At 73.8% G+C, this 21,709-nt stretch carries 23 protein-coding genes; 11 read left to right on the plus strand and 12 right to left on the minus strand.

Annotated elements, in window-relative coordinates:
- Window positions 1-50: 50 nt before the first annotated feature.
- Together AC07FJ_RS05400 and AC07FJ_RS05405 are read right to left on the minus strand one after the other, a co-directional pair.
- On the minus strand, window positions 51-962 hold the full coding sequence (locus tag AC07FJ_RS05400) for a helix-turn-helix domain-containing protein (protein ID WP_479045507.1): 912 nt from the start codon (window positions 960-962) through the stop codon (window positions 51-53).
- Window positions 959-1,960 carry a helix-turn-helix domain-containing protein gene (locus tag AC07FJ_RS05405; RefSeq protein ID WP_479045509.1) on the minus strand — a complete coding sequence of 334 codons (1,002 nt, stop codon included), beginning with the start codon at window positions 1,958-1,960 and terminating at the stop codon, window positions 959-961. Before AC07FJ_RS05405 ends, AC07FJ_RS05400 begins: the two co-directional genes overlap by 4 nt.
- Before the next feature lie 269 nt (window positions 1,961-2,229).
- Between AC07FJ_RS05405 and AC07FJ_RS05410 the strand changes: the two genes are divergently transcribed.
- Window positions 2,230-2,688 (plus strand): hypothetical protein, encoded by a 459-nt coding sequence (locus AC07FJ_RS05410; protein WP_468283857.1) that lies wholly within the window; start codon window positions 2,230-2,232, stop codon window positions 2,686-2,688.
- A 158-nt stretch (window positions 2,689-2,846) separates the two neighbouring features.
- Here AC07FJ_RS05410 and AC07FJ_RS05415 read toward each other — a convergent pair whose 3' ends face one another.
- From AC07FJ_RS05415 to tdh, 3 genes are all read right to left on the minus strand, one after another.
- Window positions 2,847-3,767 carry a LysR substrate-binding domain-containing protein gene (locus tag AC07FJ_RS05415; protein WP_479045511.1) on the minus strand — a complete coding sequence of 307 codons (921 nt, stop codon included), beginning with the start codon at window positions 3,765-3,767 and terminating at the stop codon, window positions 2,847-2,849.
- Window positions 3,764-4,945: a glycine C-acetyltransferase gene (locus AC07FJ_RS05420; protein WP_479045513.1), complete on the minus strand. Its 1,182-nt coding sequence runs from the start codon at window positions 4,943-4,945 to the stop codon at window positions 3,764-3,766. Before AC07FJ_RS05420 ends, AC07FJ_RS05415 begins: the two co-directional genes overlap by 4 nt.
- A 160-nt stretch (window positions 4,946-5,105) precedes the next feature.
- Window positions 5,106-6,134: an L-threonine 3-dehydrogenase gene (gene tdh / locus AC07FJ_RS05425; RefSeq protein WP_468283851.1), complete on the minus strand. Its 1,029-nt coding sequence runs from the start codon at window positions 6,132-6,134 to the stop codon at window positions 5,106-5,108.
- A 151-nt stretch (window positions 6,135-6,285) separates the two neighbouring features.
- Here tdh and AC07FJ_RS05430 point away from each other — a divergent pair, with 151 nt between their 5' ends.
- The 3 genes from AC07FJ_RS05430 to AC07FJ_RS05440 all read left to right on the plus strand — a co-directional run bounded on the left by AC07FJ_RS05430 (window position 6,286) and on the right by AC07FJ_RS05440 (window position 9,346).
- Window positions 6,286-6,909: a histone deacetylase gene (locus AC07FJ_RS05430; RefSeq protein ID WP_479045515.1), complete on the plus strand. Its 624-nt coding sequence runs from the start codon at window positions 6,286-6,288 to the stop codon at window positions 6,907-6,909.
- Window positions 6,910-7,106: 197 nt separating this feature from the next.
- Window positions 7,107-8,753: a ribosomal protection-like ABC-F family protein gene (gene abc-f, locus AC07FJ_RS05435; RefSeq protein WP_479045516.1), complete on the plus strand. Its 1,647-nt coding sequence runs from the start codon at window positions 7,107-7,109 to the stop codon at window positions 8,751-8,753.
- 173 nt (window positions 8,754-8,926) lie between these two features.
- A complete protein-coding gene (locus AC07FJ_RS05440; protein WP_479045519.1) occupies window positions 8,927-9,346 on the plus strand; it encodes a hypothetical protein in 420 nt (139 codons plus the stop codon).
- Here AC07FJ_RS05440 and AC07FJ_RS05445 read toward each other — a convergent pair.
- A complete protein-coding gene (locus AC07FJ_RS05445) occupies window positions 9,343-10,146 on the minus strand; it encodes a helix-turn-helix domain-containing protein (protein WP_479045521.1) in 804 nt (267 codons plus the stop codon). The genes AC07FJ_RS05440 and AC07FJ_RS05445 overlap by 4 nt on opposite strands.
- 105 nt (window positions 10,147-10,251) lie before the next feature.
- On the opposite strand from AC07FJ_RS05445, the gene AC07FJ_RS05450 reads away from it, so the two are divergent.
- The gene (locus AC07FJ_RS05450; protein WP_479045523.1) at window positions 10,252-10,557 is read left to right on the plus strand and encodes a 4a-hydroxytetrahydrobiopterin dehydratase; all 306 of its coding nucleotides are present in this window, start codon (window positions 10,252-10,254) and stop codon (window positions 10,555-10,557) included.
- 122 nt (window positions 10,558-10,679) lie between these two features.
- On the plus strand, window positions 10,680-11,540 hold the full coding sequence (locus AC07FJ_RS05455) for a class I SAM-dependent methyltransferase (protein WP_479045525.1): 861 nt from the start codon (window positions 10,680-10,682) through the stop codon (window positions 11,538-11,540).
- A 37-nt stretch (window positions 11,541-11,577) separates the two neighbouring features.
- Here AC07FJ_RS05455 and AC07FJ_RS05460 read toward each other — a convergent pair whose 3' ends face one another.
- Window positions 11,578-12,360, minus strand: coding sequence for a TIGR03943 family putative permease subunit (locus AC07FJ_RS05460; protein WP_479045528.1), 783 nt, complete (start codon window positions 12,358-12,360; stop codon window positions 11,578-11,580).
- A complete protein-coding gene (locus AC07FJ_RS05465; protein WP_479045530.1) occupies window positions 12,357-13,391 on the minus strand; it encodes a permease in 1,035 nt (344 codons plus the stop codon). Before AC07FJ_RS05465 ends, AC07FJ_RS05460 begins: the two co-directional genes overlap by 4 nt.
- Window positions 13,392-13,504: 113 nt before the next feature.
- Between AC07FJ_RS05465 and AC07FJ_RS05470 the strand changes: the two genes are divergently transcribed.
- Both AC07FJ_RS05470 and AC07FJ_RS05475 read left to right on the plus strand, forming a co-directional pair.
- Entirely contained in the window at window positions 13,505-14,047 is a 543-nt protein-coding gene (locus AC07FJ_RS05470; protein WP_479045532.1) for a hypothetical protein, read from the plus strand.
- Between the two features lie 11 nt (window positions 14,048-14,058).
- A complete protein-coding gene (locus AC07FJ_RS05475) occupies window positions 14,059-14,538 on the plus strand; it encodes a hypothetical protein (RefSeq protein ID WP_479045534.1) in 480 nt (159 codons plus the stop codon).
- Between the two features lie 134 nt (window positions 14,539-14,672).
- On the opposite strand, the gene AC07FJ_RS05480 is transcribed toward AC07FJ_RS05475, so the two are convergent.
- The 3 genes from AC07FJ_RS05480 to AC07FJ_RS05490 form a co-directional block, all read right to left on the minus strand.
- Window positions 14,673-15,506, minus strand: a complete 834-nt coding sequence (locus tag AC07FJ_RS05480; protein ID WP_479045536.1) for an aldo/keto reductase — start codon at window positions 15,504-15,506, stop codon at window positions 14,673-14,675.
- Between the two features lie 91 nt (window positions 15,507-15,597).
- Window positions 15,598-17,397: an AMP-dependent synthetase/ligase gene (locus tag AC07FJ_RS05485; protein WP_479045537.1), complete on the minus strand. Its 1,800-nt coding sequence runs from the start codon at window positions 17,395-17,397 to the stop codon at window positions 15,598-15,600.
- A gap of 260 nt (window positions 17,398-17,657) precedes the next feature.
- A complete protein-coding gene (locus AC07FJ_RS05490; RefSeq protein ID WP_479045538.1) occupies window positions 17,658-18,530 on the minus strand; it encodes a LysR substrate-binding domain-containing protein in 873 nt (290 codons plus the stop codon).
- A gap of 185 nt (window positions 18,531-18,715) precedes the next feature.
- Between AC07FJ_RS05490 and AC07FJ_RS05495 the strand changes: the two genes are divergently transcribed.
- Complete coding sequence (locus AC07FJ_RS05495; RefSeq protein WP_479045540.1) at window positions 18,716-19,759, plus strand: bile acid:sodium symporter family protein; 1,044 nt, start codon at window positions 18,716-18,718, stop codon at window positions 19,757-19,759.
- A 43-nt stretch (window positions 19,760-19,802) separates the two neighbouring features.
- Here AC07FJ_RS05495 and AC07FJ_RS05500 read toward each other — a convergent pair whose 3' ends face one another.
- A complete protein-coding gene (locus tag AC07FJ_RS05500; protein ID WP_479045542.1) occupies window positions 19,803-20,726 on the minus strand; it encodes a quinone oxidoreductase family protein in 924 nt (307 codons plus the stop codon).
- 92 nt (window positions 20,727-20,818) lie between these two features.
- Here AC07FJ_RS05500 and AC07FJ_RS05505 point away from each other — a divergent pair, with 92 nt between their 5' ends.
- Both AC07FJ_RS05505 and AC07FJ_RS05510 read left to right on the plus strand, forming a co-directional pair.
- Window positions 20,819-21,268, plus strand: a complete 450-nt coding sequence (locus AC07FJ_RS05505; RefSeq protein WP_479045544.1) for a MarR family winged helix-turn-helix transcriptional regulator — start codon at window positions 20,819-20,821, stop codon at window positions 21,266-21,268.
- A 26-nt stretch (window positions 21,269-21,294) separates the two neighbouring features.
- Window positions 21,295-21,696: a (2Fe-2S) ferredoxin domain-containing protein gene (locus AC07FJ_RS05510; protein WP_479045546.1), complete on the plus strand. Its 402-nt coding sequence runs from the start codon at window positions 21,295-21,297 to the stop codon at window positions 21,694-21,696.
- The last annotated feature ends 13 nt before the right edge of the window (window positions 21,697-21,709 follow it).

The following is a 21,709-nucleotide window of genomic DNA, read 5'->3' on the forward strand; positions in this document are numbered from 1 at the left end:
GCGCCCCCGGCGCGAGGGCGTCACCGCGCGTGGCGCACTCGGGGGCCGCCTCAGCCGAAGCACTCCCGGTCACCGCGCGCGGGCAGGAGGCAGACCCGCGCGCCGGCCGTCCCCGGGGCGTCGGCCGCCGCCATCGGGGTGGCGAGGTACCCTTCGGCGGCCCGGGGGCCGGTCGCGACGATCCGCTGGGTCCGGCCGCCCGGCATCGTCAGCTCCACGCCGTCGCCCGCCCGGAGCCCGGTGGCCCGTACCCACACCGCACGGCAGTCCTCGCCCCGCCGCAGCTCCAGGCGCTGCCCGTCCGAGGCGGTACGGGCCGCGACGGTGGACACCATCCCGGTGCCGCCGCACCCCATGTCCTTCGGGTCCTCGCCCTCGCAGGAGGCCCCGGCGCAGCCGGGGTTGCGGATGCCGGACTCCAGGGGGCTCGGCCCGGGCGACGCCGGGGTGCCGTCCCCGCGGGGCAGGACCAGCGGTCCCGGGCCGCTCAGGCCGCCGAGACCGAGCGCGATGCCGGCCGCCACGACGCCCGTCGCCACGGCGGCCCACCGCCGCGGGCGCCGGGGCGACGGGCGGAGCCGTACCTCCCCGGCGCCCCGGGGTGCCGCCGCCCCGCCCGGCCCCGGGCCCAGGTCCGGTCGGCGGCCGGCCGGGCCGACCGGCTCGACCGGCTGGGATGGCTCGGCGGGCTCCGGGGGCGCGGCCCGGCCGCTCCAGGCGGCGTCGGCCAGTTCCCACAGCGCCAGCAGCCGCCCGGGCGGCTCCCCGACCATCGCGCACAGCGCCTCCACGGCCTGGCGCGGCACCGGCGCCTTTCCGTTGAGGTACCGCTCCCAGGAGGACTTGCTGTACGGCGTGCGGGCGGCGAGTGCGGCGAGGCTCAGGCCCGTGGCCTCCCGCAGCTCGCGCAGCGCGGCGGCGAGCCGGCTGCATTCGGTGGCGATCCCGGTGCCCGCGCTCACCGCCGCAGCTCCCTCCAGGTGTCGGGGCCCACGATGCCGTCGACGACGAGCCCTCGTTCCTTCTGGAACCGCTTGACGGCCTCCTTGGTCCGCTCGTCGTACAGGCCGTCCGTCGCCTGCGGGTCGACGCCGTGCTCCCGCAGCAGGCACTGTGTCTCCACCACGTCGAAGCCCGTGCTGTTGGTGTCCAGGAGCATCTCCCGCGTGGTGCTGTGCCCGGCCCGGAGCTCGCCCTTCTCCCGCCGGATCTCGCAGTCGTACGTCTGCCCCCGGCGGTAGCCGGACGCCGACGCGGACGCGCCCTCCATGGCGGGCCCGCTGTCCCGCCACGCGCCGGCGGTCAGCAGACCGCCGACGAAGGCGGCGGCCGCGACGAGCGCGACCACGACGAGCCCGCGTCCCAGCGGCATCACGCGCGCCGTCCGCCCGGACCGGCCGAGGTCCCGGTCCTCCGCGACGGCCGCCTTCCCGTCGGAGACCTCCCCGTCGGAGACCTCCCCGTCGGCGACCTTCCGGTGGGCGGTCTCCCCCCGGTCGGCGGTCTTCCCCCGGCCGGCGGTCTCCCCGCCGGCTGCCCCGTGGCCGGCCCGGCCCTCCGGCAGGCCGGCGGCGCGCGCGTCCGGACCGCCCTCCGGCGTGCCGTGCTCCGCCGCTCCGCCGCGGCGGTCCACCGCGGCGGGGGCGCTCGCCGTACCCCCGGTGCCGTCCGCCTCGCGTCCTTCGGGTGACGGCGCCTCCCGGTCGCCGAGCGCCACCTCGTGCAGCACGACCAGCCGTGTCGGATCGGCCCCGCACACCCGGGCCAGCTCCTCGACGGCCTGGCGCGGCACGGGCTTCTTCCCGTTGAGATACCGCTCCCAGGAGGAGCGGCTGTAACCGGTCCGGCCGGCGAGCGCGGCGAGGCTGAGCCCGCTGTGGTCCTTCAAGCGGCGCAGCTGGACGAGCAGTTGCCGCTCGCGCTCCCCGAGGCCGGGCGGCAGTTCCTTCCATCGAGCCATGTGCTGTTCCCCCTATCTCCACCACGCGGTGACATCCAGGGAAGGCCAAGAGTTCCCGTCCCCCGCGTCCCCCGGCGTGATCCGGACAGCGGCGGCGTCCCGCCGACGCCGCGTGGGACGGCGCGTCCCAGCAGGTCGGAACGTGGGACGTCCCACGCCGCCCCCTCCTTCCGGCCGGCTCTGGCCCGGCCCGGATTGACGCGGAAAAGTCGTTCTCGCAACCGCCGGGCGGCACCGCCCCCGGCCCACCAACGGAGGGAAGCACGACCATGAACCTGCGCAGGAGCCTCGCCCTGTCCACGGCGACCGTGATGCTCGGTGGCGGCCTCGCCATGGGCGCCGCCCCGGCCATCGCCGCGACGCCCACCGCCCCGGCCCCCGTCGCGGCGGAGGCGGCCCCGGGCCCCGTCGTCACCAAGGCGGGCTGGAAGAACCTGTGGAACGCCAACATCAGCGGTGACTACCTCAAGAGCCACAACAAGAAGTGGGTCTCCCAGGGCTACAAGCTGCCGGGCGGCTCCAGCATGGCGCGCGGCGTCTTCACCTGCTGGGGCGGCGGCAACGCCAAGCTGAAGGTGCTGGTCCTGGACACCGGCAAGTCCACCACGAAGAAGCACCGCTGCAACGGCAAGAAGCACTACGCGACCGTCGCCTACAAGCGTGGTGAGACGGTGAAGCTCATCCTCGAGGGCTCGAAGAACACCCGCGTGGAGGCCTGGGCCGGCTGATCGGCGGCCCTGGCCACGAGGAGCGGGACGGGGGGTGGCCCGTTCCCGGCGTACCGCCGGGAACGGGCCACGCCGTTCATCCCACGCCGTTCATCCCACGCCGTTCATCCCACGCCGTTCAGCCAAGCCGTTCACGTCACACCCGTTTACGCCACGCGTCAGACGCCCGCCGCGGACAGCCCTTCCGCCGCGTCCGCCAGCGCCCCCAGCACCGGCCGGATCAGCGGGTGGCCCTCCGCCCCCCGCCGCACAGCCGCGAAGACCCGGCGGAACGCCGCCGGACCCGCCACCGGGCGGACCACCACGTCCTTGAGCTCCATGCCCCGCAGCGCCGAGCGCGGCACCAGGGCCACGCCCGCGCCCGCGCCCGCGAGGGCCACCACCGCGCGGAAGTCGTCCGAGGAGTGCACCAGCCGCGGGTCGAAGCCCGCCAGCTCGCAGGCGAGGAGCACCATGTCGTGGCACGGGTTGCCGGGGTACGGGCCGATCCAGTCGGCGTCCGCCAGCGCGGCGAGCGCCACCTCGGGCCCCTGCGCCAGCGGATGACCCGCGTGCAGCACCGCGTCGAACGGCTCCGCGTACAGCGCCACCCGCGCGAGGCGCCGGTCGCCCTCCCGCGGCGCGCCCCGGTACTCCACGGCGAGCGCCACGTCCGCCTCGCCGTCCAGGACCAGCGGCAGCGACTCGTCGCCCTCCGCGTCCCGGACGCGCACCCGGATGCCGGGGTGCGTCTCGGCCAGCCGCCCGATCGCCGGGGCCAGCACCTCCGCGATCCCGGTCGCGAAGGCGGCCACCGTCACCTCGCCGGCCGTGCCCCCCGCGTACGCCGCGAGCTCCGCCTCCGCCCGCTCCAGCTGCGCGAGGACCTCGTTGGCGTGTTCCAGCAGGATCTCGCCGGCCGCCGTGAGCCGTACGCCCTTGCCGCTCCGGGTGAGCAGCGTGTGCCCGGTCTCCTGCTCCAGCGCGGCGAGCTGCTGCGAGACGGCGGACGGGGTCAGGTACAGCGCCGCCGCCGCGGCGGTCACCGTACGGTGGTCCGCCGCGGCCCGCAGGATGCGCAGCCGCCGGGGGTCGATCACCCCGCCATTGTCGCGCGTGCGTCGGCGAACGCGGCCACCGCCCGTTCCACGTCCTGCGTGGAGTGCGCCGCCGACAGCTGCACCCGGATGCGCGCCTGCCCCATCGGCACCACGGGGTACGAGAAGCCGATCACGTACACGCCCCGCTCCAGCAGCAGCTCCGCCATGCGCGCCGCCTCGGCCGCGTCCCCGATCATCACGGGGGCGATCGGGTGGTCGCCGGGCAGGATCTCGAAGCCCTCCTCCGCCATGCGCGTACGGAACAGCTTCGTGTTGGCGTCCAGCCGCTCCCGCAGGTCGCCGGCGGACTCCAGCAGGTCCAGGACCTTCAGCGACGCGGCCGCGATCACCGGGGCGAGGGAGTTGGAGAAGAGGTACGGGCGCGAGCGCTGCCGCAGCAGCGCGACGATCTCGGCGCGCGCCGCGACGTAACCGCCGGACGCGCCGCCCAGCGCCTTGCCGAGCGTGCCGGTGATGATGTCGATGCGGTCCATCACGCCGTGCAGCTCGGGGGTGCCGCGCCCCTCCGGGCCGACGAACCCGACGGCGTGCGAGTCGTCGACCATGACCATCGCGTCGTACCGGTCGGCGAGGTCGCAGATCTCCCGCAGCGGCGCCACGTAGCCGTCCATCGAGAAGACGCCGTCGGTGACGATGAGCCGGCGCCGCGCGTCCTGGGTGTCCTTGAGCTGCTGCTCCAGGTCGGCCAGGTCGCGGTTGGCGTACCGGTGGCGGCGGGCCTTGGACAGCCGGATGCCGTCGATGATGGAGGCGTGGTTGAGGGCGTCGGAGATGACCGCGTCCTCGGGGCCGAGGAGCGTCTCGAAGACGCCGCCGTTGGCGTCGAAGCAGGAGGAGTACAGGATCGTGTCCTCCTGGCCCAGGAACGCCGACAGCCGCCGCTCCAGCTCCTTGTGGACGTCCTGCGTGCCGCAGATGAAGCGCACGGACGCCATGCCGTAACCCCAGCGGTCCAGCGCCTCCTTGGCGGCGGCGACGACCTCGGGGTGGTCGGCGAGGCCCAGGTAGTTGTTGGCGCAGAAGTTCAGGACCTCACCGGAGGCCACGGAGACGGTCGCGCTCTGGGGGGTGGCGATGACGCGCTCGGGCTTGAAGAGACCGGCGTCGCGGATCTCGTCGAGGGTGGCGCGCAGCTCGTCGCGGACGGAGTCGTACATGAGGGGTGCTCCCTGCTCTCGGAAACCCGGCGAGTGAGCCAAAGGGGCGCGGCGGTGTCGAAAGGGAGAACGCGCGGAGGGTCGCGAGGAACGAGCGAACCGAGCACGATCGACCGTCGACACCGTCTTAGGCGCCCCGGAGGCGAACCGAGCCACAAAACTAAACGGTCCAGTCGAGGATGATCTTGCCGCTGCGGGCGGTGGCGGCCTCGTCGAAGGCCGCGTCGAAGTCCTGATAGGAGTAGCTGCCGGTGATCACGGGGCCGAGGTCCAGGCCGCCTTCGAGCAGGACGGTCATGGCGTACCAGGTCTCGAACATCTCCCGGCCGTAGATGCCCTTGACCGTGATCATCGAGGTGACGATCTTCGACCAGTCGACGGCGAACTCCTCGGCGGGCAGCCCGAGCATCGCGATCCGGCCGCCGTGGGTCATGTTGGCGACCATGTCCCGCATGGCCTCGGGCCGCCCGGACATCTCCAGGCCGATGTCGAAGCCCTCGCGCAGCCCGAGCTGCCGCTGCGCCTCGCCGATGGTCGTCTCGGCGACGTTGACGGCGAGCGTGGCGCCCACCTTGCGGGCGAGTTCCAGCCGGGGCTCGCTCACATCGGTGATCACCACGTTGCGCGCCCCCGCGTGCCGGGCGACCGCCGCCGCCATGACACCGATGGGGCCGGCGCCCGTGATCAGGACGTCCTCGCCGACGAGCGGGAAGGACAGCGCCGTGTGCACGGCGTTCCCGAACGGGTCGAAGATCGCCGCCACGTCCAGGTCCACCTTGGTGCGGTGCACCCACACGTTGGACGCCGGCAGCGCGACGTACTCGGCGAACGCCCCGTCCCGCCCGACGCCGAGCCCGATGGTGGCCCGGCACAGGTGCCGCCGCCCCGCCAGGCAGTTGCGGCACTTGCCGCACACCAGGTGTCCCTCGCCGCTGACCAGGTCGCCGACCGCGATGTCGCTCACGTCGGCGCCGACGGCCGCGACCTCCCCGACGAACTCGTGCCCCAGCACCAGCGGCGTGTTCACCGCCTGCCGCGCCCAGCCGTCCCAGGACCGGATGTGCAGGTCGGTACCGCAGATGCCGGTCCGCAGCACCCGGATCAGTACGTCGCCGGGCCCGGTCTCGGGCTCCGGCACGTCCATGAGCCAGAGGCCCGGCTCGGCCTTCTGCTTGACAAGTGCCTTCATCGGCGCAGCTCCCGGGTGGGGGTACGGGTGGGGTACGGCTGGAGATCGTGAACGCGCACCAATCTGCCCACACCGGGCCCGCGCGTCCATCGAGCTTTTCTTAAGCGGGCCAACAGCAGAACTTCACGCGCCACGCCGCTACCGTCGCCGGATGACGACGCAGGTCTGGTACACGTCCTACGGATCCAACACGCACGTCGACCGGCTGGCCCACTACAGCCTGGGCGGCACCCCGCCGGACGCGAACCGCCGCTACCCCGGGTGCCGCGACCGCCGCCTCCCGGCCGCCTCCGTACCCGTGGAGCTGACGGGCGCGCTCTACTTCGCCACCGAGTCGCCCGTGTGGACCGGCGGGCGGGCCTTCTACGACCCCGACGCAGAGGGCCGCGTCCTGGCCCGGGCGCACCTGGTGACGGCCCAGCAGTTCTCGGACATCGCGGCCCAGGAGATGTACCGCGAGCCGGGCCCGGACACCGACCTCGACCTGGCCCGGGTGCTGCGCGACGGCCGGGCGGTCCTGGGCGACGGCCGCTACGAGACGCTGGTCTGCGCGGGGACGCTCGACGGCCACCCGCTCCTCACGTTCACGGCCCCGTGGCGCATGCGCGACGTCGCCTGGAACGCGCCCGCCGCCGACTACCTCCGCCACATCGCCGCCGGCCTCCTGGCGACGGGCGCCTGGGACGCGGACACCGTCACCGCCTACCTCGCCTCCTGCCCGGGCGTGGCGGGCCACTGGACGGAGCGGCGGATCGGGGAGCTGATCGCGGGCTGAACCGCTGCGACGCGCGGGAAGGCGCAGGCGAGACGCAGTCCGGCGATAAGTTGAGACGAGACGAATCGTCTTGTTATGGTGGAGGCATGGCACACTTCTTCTTCCTGTGAGTCCGGGCACGGCCGGCGCCACCGTCACCACCGTCGCCGCCGTTTTTCGCCGCCCGTAGACCCTTCGCACGCCCACAGGAAGTCACCATGCGCGCACGCGCCCGTACCGCCACGCCCGCACCCGCTGCCGTGGCACAGCTGTCCGTCAAGGACGTCACCAAGACCTACGGCACCCGGACCGTCCTCGACCAGGTCTCCTTCACCGTCCGCCCGGGCGAGAAGGCCGCCGTCATCGGTGAGAACGGCTCCGGGAAGTCCACCCTGCTGCGGCTGCTCGCCGCGGCCGAGGCGCCGGACGCCGGGGAGATCACCGTGACCTTTCCCGGCGGCGTCGCCCACCTCGCCCAGACCATCGACCTCGACCCCGACCGCACCGTCCAGGACGTCGTCGACCTCGCCTTCGCCGACCTGCGGGACATGGAGCACCGGCTGCGTACGGCGGAGGAGCGCCTCGGTGAGGCCCCGGACGCCGAACTCGCCGCGTACGGCGAGCTGCTGACCGCGTACCAGGAGCGCGGCGGCTACGAGGCGGACGCCCGCGTCGACGCCGCCCTGCACGGGCTCGGGCTCGCCGGAATCACCCGCGACCGTGTGCTCGGCTCGCTCTCCGGCGGTGAGCAGTCGCGCCTCGCGCTCGCCTGCGCCCTGGCCGCCGGGCCCGAGCTGCTGCTGCTCGACGAGCCGACGAACCACCTCGACGCGGCGGCCGTGCGCTGGCTCGAGGAACACCTGCGCGCCCACCGCGGCACCGTCGTCGCGGTCACCCACGACCGCGGCTTCCTGGAGCGCGTCGCCACCACGATCCTCGAGGTGGACCGGGACGCGCGCACGGTGCGCCGGTACGGCGACGGCTGGGACGGCTACCGCGCCGCGAAGGCAGCCGCCCGGCGCCGCGCGGCGCAGGAGTACGCGCAGTGGCTCGATGAGGTGGCCCGTACGGAGGAGCTGCTGGAGGCCGCCGGGAAGCGGCTCGCCACCACCGGCAAGGATCCGCGGCAGGGCTTCGGCAAGCACCGCCGCTCGCACGAGGCGAAGCTCGGCGGGCAGGTGCGCGCCGTCCGGGAACACCTCGCCCACCTGCGCCGCAACCCCGTGCCGGCACCAGCCGAACCGCTCCGGTTCACCGCGGCCCTGGCCGCGACCGAGCCGACGGCCGAGGGCCCGCTCGCCGAGCTCGACGGCGTCACCGTCGGCGAGCGGCTGCGCCTGGAGGACCGACTGGCGATCGCCCCCGGTCAGCGGCTGCTGGTCACCGGTGAGAACGGCGCCGGCAAGACGACGCTGCTGCGCGTCCTCGCGGGCGACCTGGAACCGGACGCGGGCGCGGTACGCCGCCCCGCGCGCATCGGATACCTGGCGCAGGAACTGCCCGCGCGCTCCACGCGGCTCCCGCTCCTCGCCGCCTTCGCGGCCGGCCGGCCCGGCCTGCCGGAGGACTCCGCCGACCAACTGCTGGCACTGGGCCTGTTCCGCGAGGAGGACCTGCACGTGCCGGTGACGGCCCTCTCCGCGGGCCAGCAGCGGCGGCTCCAGATCGCGAGGCTGGTGACGCGGCCCGCGGACCTCCTCGTCCTCGACGAGCCGACCAACCACATCGCGCTCGACCTGATCGAGGACCTGGAGGCGGCGCTCGCCGCGTACCCGGGAGCGGTGGTCGCGGTCTCCCACGACCGCGCCTTCCGCGGGCGCTTCCCGGGGGAGCGGCTGGAACTGCACGGCGGCCGCCGCCGCTGATCCCGCCCAGCCCGGGGCCGCATTACCTCGGCGGTAATCGACCCCCACCCGCCCCGCGCGGCATCGTTGGGGTCACCGGGGCCCGGCCGCCGCACTGCGGCCGGGACCCGGCGCCAGACCCTTCCGTACGGCCCCGACGCCGACGCCCAACCCGACCTCGATGGAGGCCCGCCATGTCCCAGGCCCTGCTCGCCGGCATCTCCCGCACCACCGAGCCGAAGACCATGCTGCGCCGCTTCCTCGCGCTCGACGCCGTCGTCACCGGGGCCAACGGGCTGGCGTACGCCCTCGCCTCCGGGTCCCTCGGCCGGCTCCTGGGCGTCGACGCGGCGCTCCTGCTGGAACTCGGTCTGTTCCTCACCGCGTTCGCCGCCGCCGTCGGCTACCTGGCCTCGCGGCCGGAGCCGTCCGCCACGGCCGTCAAGCTGGTCGTCGACGCCAATGTGCTGTGGGCGGTGCTCAGCGTCGTCGCGCTCGCCGTCTGGCTGTCGCCCAGCACCGCCGGGGCCCTGTGGATCCCGATGCAGGCGGCCACCGTGGCCGCCTTCGCCGCCCTGCAGTGGTCAGCCCTGCGGGCGATGGCGGGCCGCTAGAGAGACTGGAGGTACGCGACCGTCGCCGGGTCGGCCGGGAGGAACGTCTCGATGGCCAGCTCGGCGACCGTCACGTCCATCGGCGTGTTGAACGTCGAGATCGACGACACGAAGGACAGCACGCGACCGTCGTGCTCGATCCGCATCGGCAGCGCGAAGTACGGGTACGGGGTCGGATCCTCGCGGTCCCCCGGGTCGCCGCCCGTCTCCGGCAGCGGGTACGCCGCGACCTCCTCGTACAGCAGCCGCAGCGGCTCGGAGCGGGCCAGCGCGATCTGGCGCTCCATCTGCGCCAGCAGGTGCCCGCGCCACTCCCGCAGGTTGCGGATCCTCGGTGCCAGGCCCTGCGGGTGCAGGGTGATGCGCATGGCGTTCATCGGCGGTGCCAGCAGGTGCTCCGCAACCCCGTCCAGCAGCATCGCGATGCCGCGGTTGGCGGCCACCACCGTGTACGAGCCGTCCACGACGACCGCCGGGTACGGCTCGTACCCGGCGAGCAGCTGCTCGATGCCCTCGCGCAGGGCGCCGAGGGACGGGTCGTCCAGCGGCGTCTCGGCGTACCGGGGGGCGTAACCGGCTGCCAGGAGCAGCGCGTTGCGCTCCCGGACCGGGACCTCCAGATGGTCGGCGAGGCGCAGGACCATCTCCTCGCTGGGCCGCGAGCGCCCCGTCTCGATGAACGAGATGTGACGGGCAGACGAGTCCGCGCGCAGCGCCAGCTCCAGCTGGCTCAACCGCCTCCGCTCACGCCAGCCCCGCAGCAACGGGCCTATTCCGGTACCGGTAGCCAGAGTTGTCATACCGCAGACGGTAACCCACGTGTTGACCACGGGCCGGTGGCATCGGAACGTATCGTCACGGGCACGTCGTCAGCGTCCGTACCGAAACGAAACGGAGGGCCGGCCATGCCCACTGAGCCGCTGTCACAGAAGGAGATCGAGGACCGGCTGCGCGAGCTTCCCGGCTGGTCGCAGGAGGGCGACCGGATCGCCCGCACCTACCGCCTCCCCACCCACTTCGCCGCCACCGCGATGGTCGTCCACATCGCGCAGCTCCAGGACGAGCTGGATCACCACTCCGACCTCACCCTCGGCTACAACACGGTCCACCTCACCATGAACACCCACTCGGCGGGCGGCGCCATCACCGAACGCGACTTCGAGCTGGCGTCCCGGGTCGAGGCCGTCGCGCCCTCCCACGCCGCCAACTGAGCCGAGCGGCCACGAGCCGAGGGGTCACGAGCCGAGCGGTGGTGGTCCGAGCGGTGGCGGGCCGCGTTGCCGGAACGGCAACAAAGCTCGCCCCCGCGACACCTCCACCGCAGGCTGTGCCCATGAGCCCTCACCACCACGACACCGAGATCGACTGGAACGAGATGCTGCCGCTGCTGGAGCGCGGCGCCGAGCTCCAGACCCCGCTGTACCGTCAGGCCGCGGCCTGGCTCGGCGAGCTCGCCCCGGCCACCGGCGTACGCCGCGTCCTCGACGTCGGCAGTGGCCCCGGCGTGCTGTCGTGCCTGTTCGCCGAGGCCTTCCCGTACGCCGAGGTCGTCGCCGTCGACTCCACGCCCGAGCTGCTGGAGCGCGCCCGCGACCGGGCGGCCGGCCTTGGCCTGAACCGCGTCACCACGCTCCACGCGCAGCTCCCCGACGACATCGCCGCGCTCGGCCCGGCCGACCTCGTCTGGGCGGCCGGCTCCCTGCACCACCTGGGCGACCAGCGCGCCGCCGTCGCCGGGCTGGCGGCCCTGCTGCGCCCCGGCGGCCTCCTCGCGGTGGCCGAGGGCGGCCTCGCGGGCCGGCACCTGCCGCAGCACACGGGGATCGGACGCCCGGGCCTGGAGGCCCGGATGGAGGCCGCGCACGCCGACTGGTTCGCCGAGATGCGCGCGGCGCTGCCCGGCGCCAAGGAGGAGCCCGACGACTGGCGGGCGCTGCTGGCCGGAGCGGGCCTCACGCCGAGCGGCACGCGCTCGTTCCTCCATGACGTACCGGCGCCCGTCCCCGACGCCGTACGCGAGTACGTCCTCGCCCACTTCACCCGTCACCGCCACACCCTCGGCGAACGGCTGGGCCCCGAGGACCGCGCGGCCCTCGACCGTCTGCTGGACCCGGCGGAGCCGCAGGGCCTGCACCAGCGGCCGGACGTCTTCCTGCTCACCGCCCGCACGGTGCACACCGCACGCCGGGGCTGACCGTCCGCGGCACGGTCGCGGGACGGTCGCGGCACGGTCACGGGACGGGCGGCGTGTCCTGGTACGGACTGATCGGCTCCGGTGTCCGCCGCACGCTCGTCGCGTCCAGCGCCACCGCCGCCGTGGCCGTCCCCAGCGTGCCGCCCCGGTGCCAGGTCCCCGTCACCGTCACCCAGGTGTCGGCGGGCGGGGCCGGGACGCCGTGGACCCGGATGCGCAGGGACTGCGAGTCGGCGGCGCAGCAGCTGACGATGAGCCGACTGAGGTACCACGAGCCGTCCTTGGCGCCGGGCACCGGGGTCACGAACCCCGTCATCATCACGGTGCGCCCGGCGAGGCTGCCCTCGCGGTCCTGCTGCACGCGCGCGATGAACCCGGACAGGGCGAGCGGCGCCGGGTCCGTGTCCGGCAGCGGGTTGAACTCCGAGACGGGGGCGATCACGTTGCCGCTCTCGCGCGACGCGGTGTACGAGCCGAGGGCGGGCGGGGCGTACAGCAGCAGCGCGAGGACCGGCGGGAACAGCAGCCAGGCGACGCGCGGCCCGCCCCGGTGGTCGTGTCCGTGACCGTCGTGTCCCTCCTCGGGCGCGGCCTCCTCCGCCCCGTCGGCCGGTTCCTCGTCCGTGCGCCGGGCCGCGAACGGCAGCCCGTCCCGTACGGCGCCGACCACGCCCAGGACCAGCAGCAGCATGCCGGAGGCGATCAGGTACGGCCGCAGGCCCTCCTTCACGTACCGCAGGTAGAGCTGGGTGAGCAGCGCGATGTGCAGTACGGCCGACCCGGCCAGGAGCAGCAGGGCCGCCTGGATGTGGCGTCTCACAGCAGCCACCACCCCGTCAGGCAGGCGCAGGCCACGGCCACCACGGCGGTCGCGGCCGAGAAGCGCACGGCGAAGCCGCGGCCGAAGGTCCCGGCCTGGAGGGCGATGAGCTTCACGTCGACCATGGGGCCCACCACCATGAAGGTGAGCCGCGCGGTGGGGGAGAAGCCCGTGAGGGAGGCGGCGACGAAGGCGTCGGCCTCCGAGCAGACGGCGAGCACGATGGCGAGCGCCGCGAGGAACAGCACCGACAGCCACGGTGATCCGGCGAACAGCTCCAGCACGGAGCGCGGCACCAGGACGTTGAAGGTGGCCGCGGCCATCGCCCCGACCACCAGAAAACCCCCCGCGTGCAGGAAGTCGTGCTGGAAGCCGAGGCGGAACTCCTCCCAGCGGCTGTGCCCGGCCCGGTGCCCGGTGTGGCGCGCGGGCATCTTCAGCCACTCCGCCTTGCCCCACTTCAGCCACAGCCATCCCATGGCGGCCGCCGTCACCAGGGACGCGACCAGCCGGGCGGCGACCATCTGCGGCTGCCCGGGGAAGGCGACGGCGGTCGAGACCAGCACGATCGGGTTGACGGCGGGCGCGGACAGCAGGAACGCGAACGCCGCGGCCGGCGTCACCCCGCGCCGGATCAGGCTCCCGGCGACCGGCACGGACGCGCACTCGCAGCCGGGCAGCACCACGCCCGCCGCGCCCGCGACGGGCACCGCGAGCGCGGGGTTGCGCGGCAGGGCCCGGCTGAAGACCCGCGCGGGTACGAAGGCGTTGACGGCGCCCGAGATCACGGTGCCGAACAGCAGGAAGGGCAGCGCCTGCACGGTGAGCGCCACGCAGATGGTCTGCCACGCCAGGAACCCGGGGTGGGAGAGCACGGGGAGGACGAGCACCGCGATCAGAAGCAGCGAAACGCCGCCCGCGACGAGGACGGACGGCGGTATCGCGGACGGCGCGGCGCCACGGGCGCGGGCACGCGCGTCCTCACGCGCACGCTCGCGCGGCTGCCCGCGCTCGGGGACGGCTTCGGTCATGGGGCCCTACCTTAGCGAGGCAGGGCCAATGACAATCGTTTCATCTCACTGCTCCGGTGCGCGCGGGGCTACGCTGGAGAGGCATACCGGCCATCAACGAGGGGGTCGGTCCGATGTCAACAGGGACCCTCCTGGCGATCATCATTCCCATCGTGGTGGTGCTCGCCGTCGTTGCCGCAGCAGCCTTCGTCGTGTCCCGCCGCCGTCGCCTGCGCGAGCGTTTCGGTCCGGAGTACGAACGCACCGTGGAGGACAGCGGCAGCCGGCTCGCCGCCGAGCGGGAGCTGAGCGAGCGCGAGAAACGCCACGACGAGCTGGACATCAGGCCGCTGACGGGCGACACCCGGGAACGCTACTCCCGGGACTGGCAGCGCGTGCAGAGCGAGTTCGTGGACCGTCCGGAGGACGCCGTGCAGGACGCGGACCTCCTGGTCGCGTCCCTGATGCGCGAGCGCGGCTACCCGACCGAGAACCTGAACCAACGGATCAGGGATCTCTCCGTCGAGCACGGCCGCACCATCGAGCACTACCGCGCCGCCCACGAAGTCAACCAGCTCAGCATGAAGCACCAGGCGACGACCGAGCAGCTGCGCGGAGCCATGGTGCACTACCGCGCGCTCTTCGACGAGTTGCTGTCCGACCACGGGCAGAGGTGAAGGGAGGAGAGATGCAACGCGAGGACCTACCGGAACCCACCGAGAGTGGTCTGTCCACCGAGGACCTGGCACAGCCGCAGCCACAGCCCTCGGAGGAGGAGACCGGGGTTCCCGCCTTCCCCGGCGAGAGCACCGCGCCGGAGCCGGCGCCGGCGGAGCAGACCGAAGGAACCGCCGGCACGGCCACCGCCTCGGCACACGCGGAGACGGAGGAGGAAGACGCGCCGAGGCTGCTGGCCCCGGACGACGAGCAGAGCTTCCGCGAACGCTGGCAGGACGTCCAGACGCAGTTCGTCGACGACCCGCGCGAGGCCGTGCACAAGGCGGACGCGCTCGTCGCGGACGTCATGCAGCAGCTGGCCTCGACCTTCGCCGATCACAAGAAGGACCTGGAGGGCCAGTGGAACCGGGGCGAGGAGGTGGACACCGAGGAACTGCGCAAGGCGCTGCGCAAGTACCGGTCGTTCTTCAACCGCCTGCTCACCACGTGAGGAGCGCTGCCTGAGGAGCGCGACCCGAGAAACGCGACCCGAGAAACGCGACCTGAGGAGAGCGCCTCCTGAGGAGCGCGACGGCGGCGCGGCCGCACACGCGACCGCGCCGCCGTCGGCCCCGAAGGGCAGGTTCAGCAGACGTCGTACGTCGCCGGGTCCGGGCCCAGTCGGCGCCCCTCGTCGAGGGCCGCGACGGCCGCCAGGTCGTCGGCGTCGAGCGCGAAGTCGAAGACGTCGATGTTCTCCCGGATCCGCGACGGCGTCACGGACTTGGGGATCACCACGTTTCCGGCCTGGAGGTGCCAGCGCAGCACCACCTGCGCCGGGGTGCGGTCGTACTTGCGGGCGATCGCCACCAGCGCGGGGGAGTCCAGCAGACCCTTGCCCTGGCCCAGCGGCGACCACGCCTCGGTCGCGATGCCGTGCCGGGCGTGGAACGCGCGGCTCTCGGCCTGCTGCAGGTGCGGGTGCAGCTCGATCTGGTTGACCGCCGGCACGATCGACGTCTCACCGATCAGGCGCTCCAGGTGCTCCGGGAGGAAGTTGGAGACACCGATGGCCCGGGCGCGGCCGTCCGCGAGGATCTTCTCGAACGCCTTGTACGTCTCGACGTACACGTCCCTCGACGGCAGCGGCCAGTGGATCAGGTACAGGTCGACGTACTCCAGGCCCAGCCGGCCCAGCGAGGCGTCGAAGGCGCGCAGCGTGGCGTCGTACCCCTGCTCGCTGTTCCAGAGCTTCGTCGTGACGAAGAGCTCCTCGCGGGGGAGGTCCGAGGCGGCGATGGCCTGGCCGGTGCCCTTCTCGTTCTCGTAGATCGCGGCCGTGTCGATGGAGCGGTAACCGGCGTCGAGGGCCGTGCCCACCGCCTTCGCCGCCTCGTCGTCCGGGACCTGCCAGACGCCGAAGCCGAGCTGCGGCATGGCGACGCCGTTGTTGAGCGTGATGGAGGGGGCCTTGCTCACGAGTGGTCGTTCCTCACGTCGTGTCTTTCTGCGTACGTGCGAGTGCAACGATCACCCGCCCCCCACCTATTCCCCGCGCCGCCGCCTCCCCTCACGGGTACAGGGCGTCGATCTCGCCCGCGTACGCCGTCTCGATCGCCCGGCGCTTCAGCTTCAGCGACGGCGTCAGCAGTCCGTGCTCCTCGGTGAACGGATGCGCCAGTATCCGGAACGTACGGATGGACTCGGCCTGCGACACGGTCGTGTTGGCGGCCACCACCGCCCGCCGGATCTCCGCCTCCAGCGACGGGTCCCGCACCAGCTCCGCCGGGGGCAGGGGCGGCCGGTTCTGCATGGCGAGCCAGTGCTCCACCGCCTCCCGGTCGAGGGTGACCAGCGCCGCGATGTAGGGGCGGTCGTTGCCGACCACGACGCACTGCGCGACCAGCGGATGGGCGCCCACCCGCTGCTCCAGGGCGGCCGGCGAGACGCTCTTGCCGCCTGAGGTCACCAGGATCTCCTTCTTCCGCCCGGTGATGGTCAGATAGCCGTCCTCGTCGAGCCGGCCCAGGTCGCCGGTGGCCAGCCAGCCGTCCTTCAGCACGGCGTCGGTGGCGTCGGGGTCGTTGAGGTACCCCGAGAAGACGTGCGGACCGCGCAGCCAGATCTCGCCGTCGTCGGCGATGTGCACCGTCGTCCCGGGGACGGGCTGCCCGACGGTGCCGTACCGGGCGCGCTCGGGAGGGTTCGCGGTCGCCGCCGACGTGGTCTCGGTCAGCCCGTACCCCTCGTACACGGTCACGCCCGCGCCCTCGAAGAACAGGCCGAGGCGCCGGGACATGGCCGAGCCGCCCGACATCGCGTGCCGCACCCGGCCGCCGAGGGCGTCGCGGACCTTGCCGTACACGAGCTTCTCGAAGAACTGGTGCTGTACGCGCAGGGCCGCCGACGGACCGGGGCCCAGGCCGAAGGCCTTGTGCTCCAGCGCCTCGGCGTAGCGCACCGCCACCTCGACGGCCCTGTCGAACGGTGCCGCCTTCCCGGCCGCCTCGGCCGACCGGCGCGCCGCGTGGAACACCTTCTCGAAGACGTACGGCACGGCCAGGACGAACGTCGGACGGAACGCCGCCAGGTCCGGCAGCAGCGCGCTCGCCGTCAGCACCGGCTGGTGGCCGAGCTTCACCCGTCTGCGGACCGCCGCCACCTCCACCATCCGCCCGAAGACGTGCGCCAGCGGCAGAAAGAGCAGCGTCGAGGCCTCGTCGCCCGGCCGGGAGCGGAACACCTTCTCCCACCGGTCGACCAGGGTGTCGGTCTCGAACATGAAGTTGGCGTGGGTGAGCACGCAGCCCTTGGGGCGGCCCGTCGTCCCGGAGGTGTAGATGACCGTCGCGATCGACTCGGGCGTCACCGCCCGCCGGTGGCGCTGCACGACCTCCTCGTCGATGCCGGCGCCCGCCGCCACCAGCTCGGCCACCGCGCCCGCGTCCAGCTGCCACAGCCGCTGCAGCCGCGGCAGCCGGTCGACCACCGAACCCACGGTCATGGCGTGGTCCTCGTGCTCGACCACGCACGCGGTCACCCCGGCGTCGTGCAGCATCCAGTGCACCTGCTCGGCGGAGGCGGTCGGATAGACCGGCACGGACTGGGCGCCGAGCGTCCACAGCGCGAAGTCGAAGAGCGTCCACTCGTAACGCGTACGGGACATGATCGCGACCCGGTCGCCGAACCGTACGCCGTGCGCGATCAGCCCCTTGGCCAGCGCCAGCACCTCGTCGCGGAACTCCAGCGAGGTGACGTCGCCCCACCGCCCGTCGGCGCCCTTGCGGCCGAGCGCGACGTGGTGCGGATCGTCCAGGGCGTGGTCGAACACGGCGTCGGCGAGCCCGCCGACCAGGGGAGCCGTCACCATGGGGGGGACAGTGAACTCGCGCAATGGCTGCTCCTTGTGGCGCTCCGCACAGCGGAGGGTGACGGTACCCCAACGGACCGGTGCGACGGGAGGGCTTCGGCGTACCGGAACCCCGGCATCGCTACAGGTCAGACGCGCCCCGGACCCGACCTGACTCCACAGTCAGGTGGCGGTGCGCGAATCTCCACGGAATCTGTACGAGCCGCTCACGCGGGGGCGCGTACGCCGGTGCCGAGTCCGGCCGTTCGCGCCGCGGCGGATTACGCCGCGCCCTGCCCGTGCAGCCGGTCCCCGCCCGCCAGGATCGCCGAGGCGAGGGCGTCCGCCGCTTCCTTGGCCGGGCCCCGCGGATGGCCGGTGAGCAGGACGAAGTCCACGTCGCCGAGGTCCGGCAGCCCCGCCCGCGACGGAAGCGGGGCCAGGCCCGGCGGGATCAGGCCACGGGTGTGGGCCATCACGCCCAGGCCCGCGCGGGCCGCGGCGATCAGGCCGCTCAGGCTCGTACTCGTACAGACGACACGCCAGGGGCGGCCGTGCGCCTCGAGGGCCTCCAGGGCGCGGGCCCGCGTGATGCCCGGCGGCGGGAAGACGATCAGCGGAACCGGGCGCCCGGGGTCCAGCCGGTACCGGGGCGCGCCGATCCACGTCAGCGTGGAGTGCCAGACCAGCCGGCCGTGGGTGTCGCCGCCGCGCCGCTTGGCCAGGACCAGGTCGAGGCGGCCCGCCGCCAGCTTCTCGTGCAGCGTGCCGGAGAGCCCGACCGTGAGCTCCAGGTCCACCTCGGGGTGGTCACGGCGGAACGCCTCCAGGACCTCCGGCAGCCGCGTCAGGACGAAGTCCTCCGAGACCCCGAAGCGCAGGCGCCCGCGCAGCCGTGTGCCGGTGAAATACGCCGACGCCCGCTCGTGGGCCGCCAGGATCGTCCGGGCGAAGCCGAGCATGGCCTCGCCGTCCTCGGTGAGCTCCACGCTGTGCGTGTCCCGGGTGAAGAGCCGGCGCCCGGTCGCCTCCTCCAGGCGCCGCACGTGCTGGCTGACCGTCGACTGGCGCAGGCCCAGCCGACGGGCGGCCTGCGTGAAGCTGAGCGTCTGCGTGACGGCGAGGAAGGTACGCAGCTGGACCGGGTCGTACACGCGGCCAGCCTAGCGTCGCTCATCGCGCAACGTGATGACAGTCAGCGTGGTGTGCGGGTTTCCCGATCGCCGTGGCCAGGGGGACGATGGCGGGGGCACGACCTGACCGGAGAGCACGGGAGTACATGAACGGGAAGTACACGGGCCGGAAGTACAGGGGCCGGAAGTACAGGGGCCGGGAGCACGTGGGCCGCCGAGCCATCGCGACGCTCCGACCGCTGATCGACCCCTACGTCCTGGCGCTGCTCGGCACCGTGGTCCTGGCGGTCCTGCTGCCCGCCTCGGGCGGTGCCGCCGACGTCGCCGGCGGGGCGTCGACCGGGGCGGTGGCCCTGCTGTTCTTCCTCTACGGGGCGCGGTTGTCGACCCGCGAGGCCCTGGACGGACTGCGGCACTGGCGGCTGCACGTGACCGTGCTGGCGGCGACGTTCGCGGTCTTCCCGTTGCTGGGGCTGGCCGCGCGGGGCCTGGTGCCCTCCGTGCTGACGCCCGAGCTGTACGGCGGCCTGCTCTTCCTGTGCCTGGTGCCGTCGACGATCCAGTCGTCGATCGCGTTCACCTCGATCGCGCGCGGCAACGTGCCCGCCGCGATCTGCGCCGGGTCCTTCTCGTCGCTCGCCGGGATGGTCCTCACACCGGTGCTGGTGGCGGTGCTCCTGGGTGCGCGCGGCGGCGGCTTCTCGGCGGACTCGCTGCTGCGGATCGTCGCGCACCTGCTGGTGCCGTTCCTGGCGGGGCAGGTGCTGCGGCGCTGGGTGGCCGGATTCCTGACCCGCCACAAGAAGGTGCTCGGGTACGTCGACCGGGGCTCGATCCTGCTCGTCGTCTACACGGCCTTCAGCCAGGGCATGGTCCAGGGCGTCTGGCACCAGGTCACCCCGCCGCGCCTGGCGGCGCTGCTGGGCGTGGAGGCGGTGCTCCTCGCCGTGATGCTGACACTGACGTGGTACGGGGCGGGCCGGCTCGGCTTCGCCAGGGCGGACCGCATCGCGATCCAGTTCGCCGGCTCGAAGAAGAGCCTGGCGGCCGGGCTTCCGATGGCAAGCGTGCTCTTCGGCGCGCACGCCTCGCTGGCGGTGCTGCCCCTGATGCTCTTCCACCAGATGCAGCTGATGGTCTGCGCCGCGATCGCCAAGCGGTACGCGGACCACGGGGACCCGGCGCCGGAGCCGGGGGCGGAGCCCGACCCGGCGCGCCACCCGTCCGCCCCGGAGACCGCGCGCCGCTGACCGCGTACGGTCGCGGGTCGCGGGCGCGGGCCACGGGCCGCGGTCACGGCACCAGGACCACTTTCCCCTGGTTCGCGCGGGCCTCGATCAGCGCGTGCGCCTCGGCGGCCGACTCCAGCGGCAGCGCGGCGTGGACGGCCGCGCGCAGGCGGCCCTCCGCGTGCAGGCGCCACAGCTCGTCGCGCCACGCCGCGTACACGGCGGGACGGGTGCGCACGAGGTGGGCCATCTGGAAGCCGATCACCGACTTGGCGCCGACGAGCAGGTCGTACGCCGCCACGGTGCCACCGCCGGAGCTGTACGCGACGAGCCGGCCGCCCGGGGCCAGGGCGGCGACCGCGGGCGTGAGCAGGTCGCCGCCCACGGCGTCGAGCACGATGTCGACCGGCTCGCCCCAGGAAGAGTCCCCGTACGCGACCACCTCGTCGGCGCCGAGCCCGTACAGGAACTCCGCCTTGGCCGCCGAGCCCGCCGCCGCGACGACCCGGGAGGCGCCGTTCAGCCGTGCCACCTGCACCGCCAGCTGTCCGACCCCGCTCGCCGCTCCCGTCACCAGCACCGACTCGCCCGCCACCGGCCGCGCCGCCTCCCACGCGCCCCGCGCCACGAGCCCGCCGCGTACCAGCGCGACCGCGTCGACCGCCGTCGCGCCGTCCGGCACGACCGAGGCCATCGAGGTGTGCAGGACCGCGAGTTCGGCGTAGCCGTGGGTGAAGCAGATGCCCGTCACCCGGTCGCCGGCCGCGAACCCGGTCACGCCCTCGCCGACCGCCTCCACCGTGCCGGCCACCTCGCCACCCAGCGGCAGGGGCTCGGCGGCCTCCCGCACCCGCTTCACGGCCGGGAGGCTGACACCGATCGCCTCCACCCGCACCAGCAGCTCGCCGGGCCCGGCCACCGGGGCCGCGACCTCCTCCAGGAACAGCACCTCGGGGCCGCCGTTGACCTCGTACCGGACACGCCGCATGGCGCCCACCGCCCTCTCCAAAATCGTTGGTTTGCCCAACGGTAAAGGAGAAATCGTGGGGAAGTCCAACGGTTTCGGCGTAGGCTGAGGGCATGGCAGACACCCCGCCCGCCCCCTCCCGCATCACCGCCCTGCCCAGCTGGCTCCTCGGCCGCGCCGCCGCCCGCGGCCGCGCGCTCGTCGCCGCGGCCCTCGCCGAACAGGGCATGAAGATGTGGCACCACGCCGTCCTGTCCGCCGTGGCCGAGCTCGGGCCGGTCGCCCAGGCCGAGCTCGGCCGCAGTCTGGCCATCGACCCCAAGGACATGGTCGGCATCCTCAACGACCTCCAGGCCGAAGGCCTGGTCACCCGCGCCCCCGACCCCACCGACCGCCGCAAGAACGCCATCACCGTCACCCGCGACGGCGTCAGCCGCCTGCGCCGCTGTGAACGCGCCGCCGACCGCGCCAACGACGCGCTCCTGGCCGATCTCGAACCCGCCGAACGCGACCGGTTCGTCGCCCTGCTGAAGCGGATCGCGCACCCCGCCGCCGCGTCATGATCACGAGGGCCGCTACCGTGAGGGCCATGCCCGCACCCCACTCCGGCCGCACCTGGATACGCCCCGGCGCCTCCCGCCCCTGCTCCCTCGTCGTCTGCCGGGGCTGCTGCTGCGGTGACGCCCGCAAGAACCCCGGCACCGACCACGCGGGCCAGCTGCGGCGGCTGCGCGAGGCCGCGGCCGCGTCCGGCGGGCGCCTCGCCGTCCGCACCAGCGACTGCCTCGGCCCCTGCGGCCAGGCCAACGTCGTGGTCGTCCAGCCCTCGACCGAGGGCCGACGGCGCGGCGCCCGCGCCGCGTGGGTGGGCTGGGCCCTGGACGACGACTGCCTGGACGACATCCTGGCCTGGGTCGAGGCCGGCGGCCCCGGCCTCGCCGCACCCCCGGAGACACTCGCACTCCAGATGATCGACCCGCCCCGGAACTAGGGGCGGCGCCGGC

This window comes from Streptomyces sp. NPDC045998, from assembly GCF_056430285.1.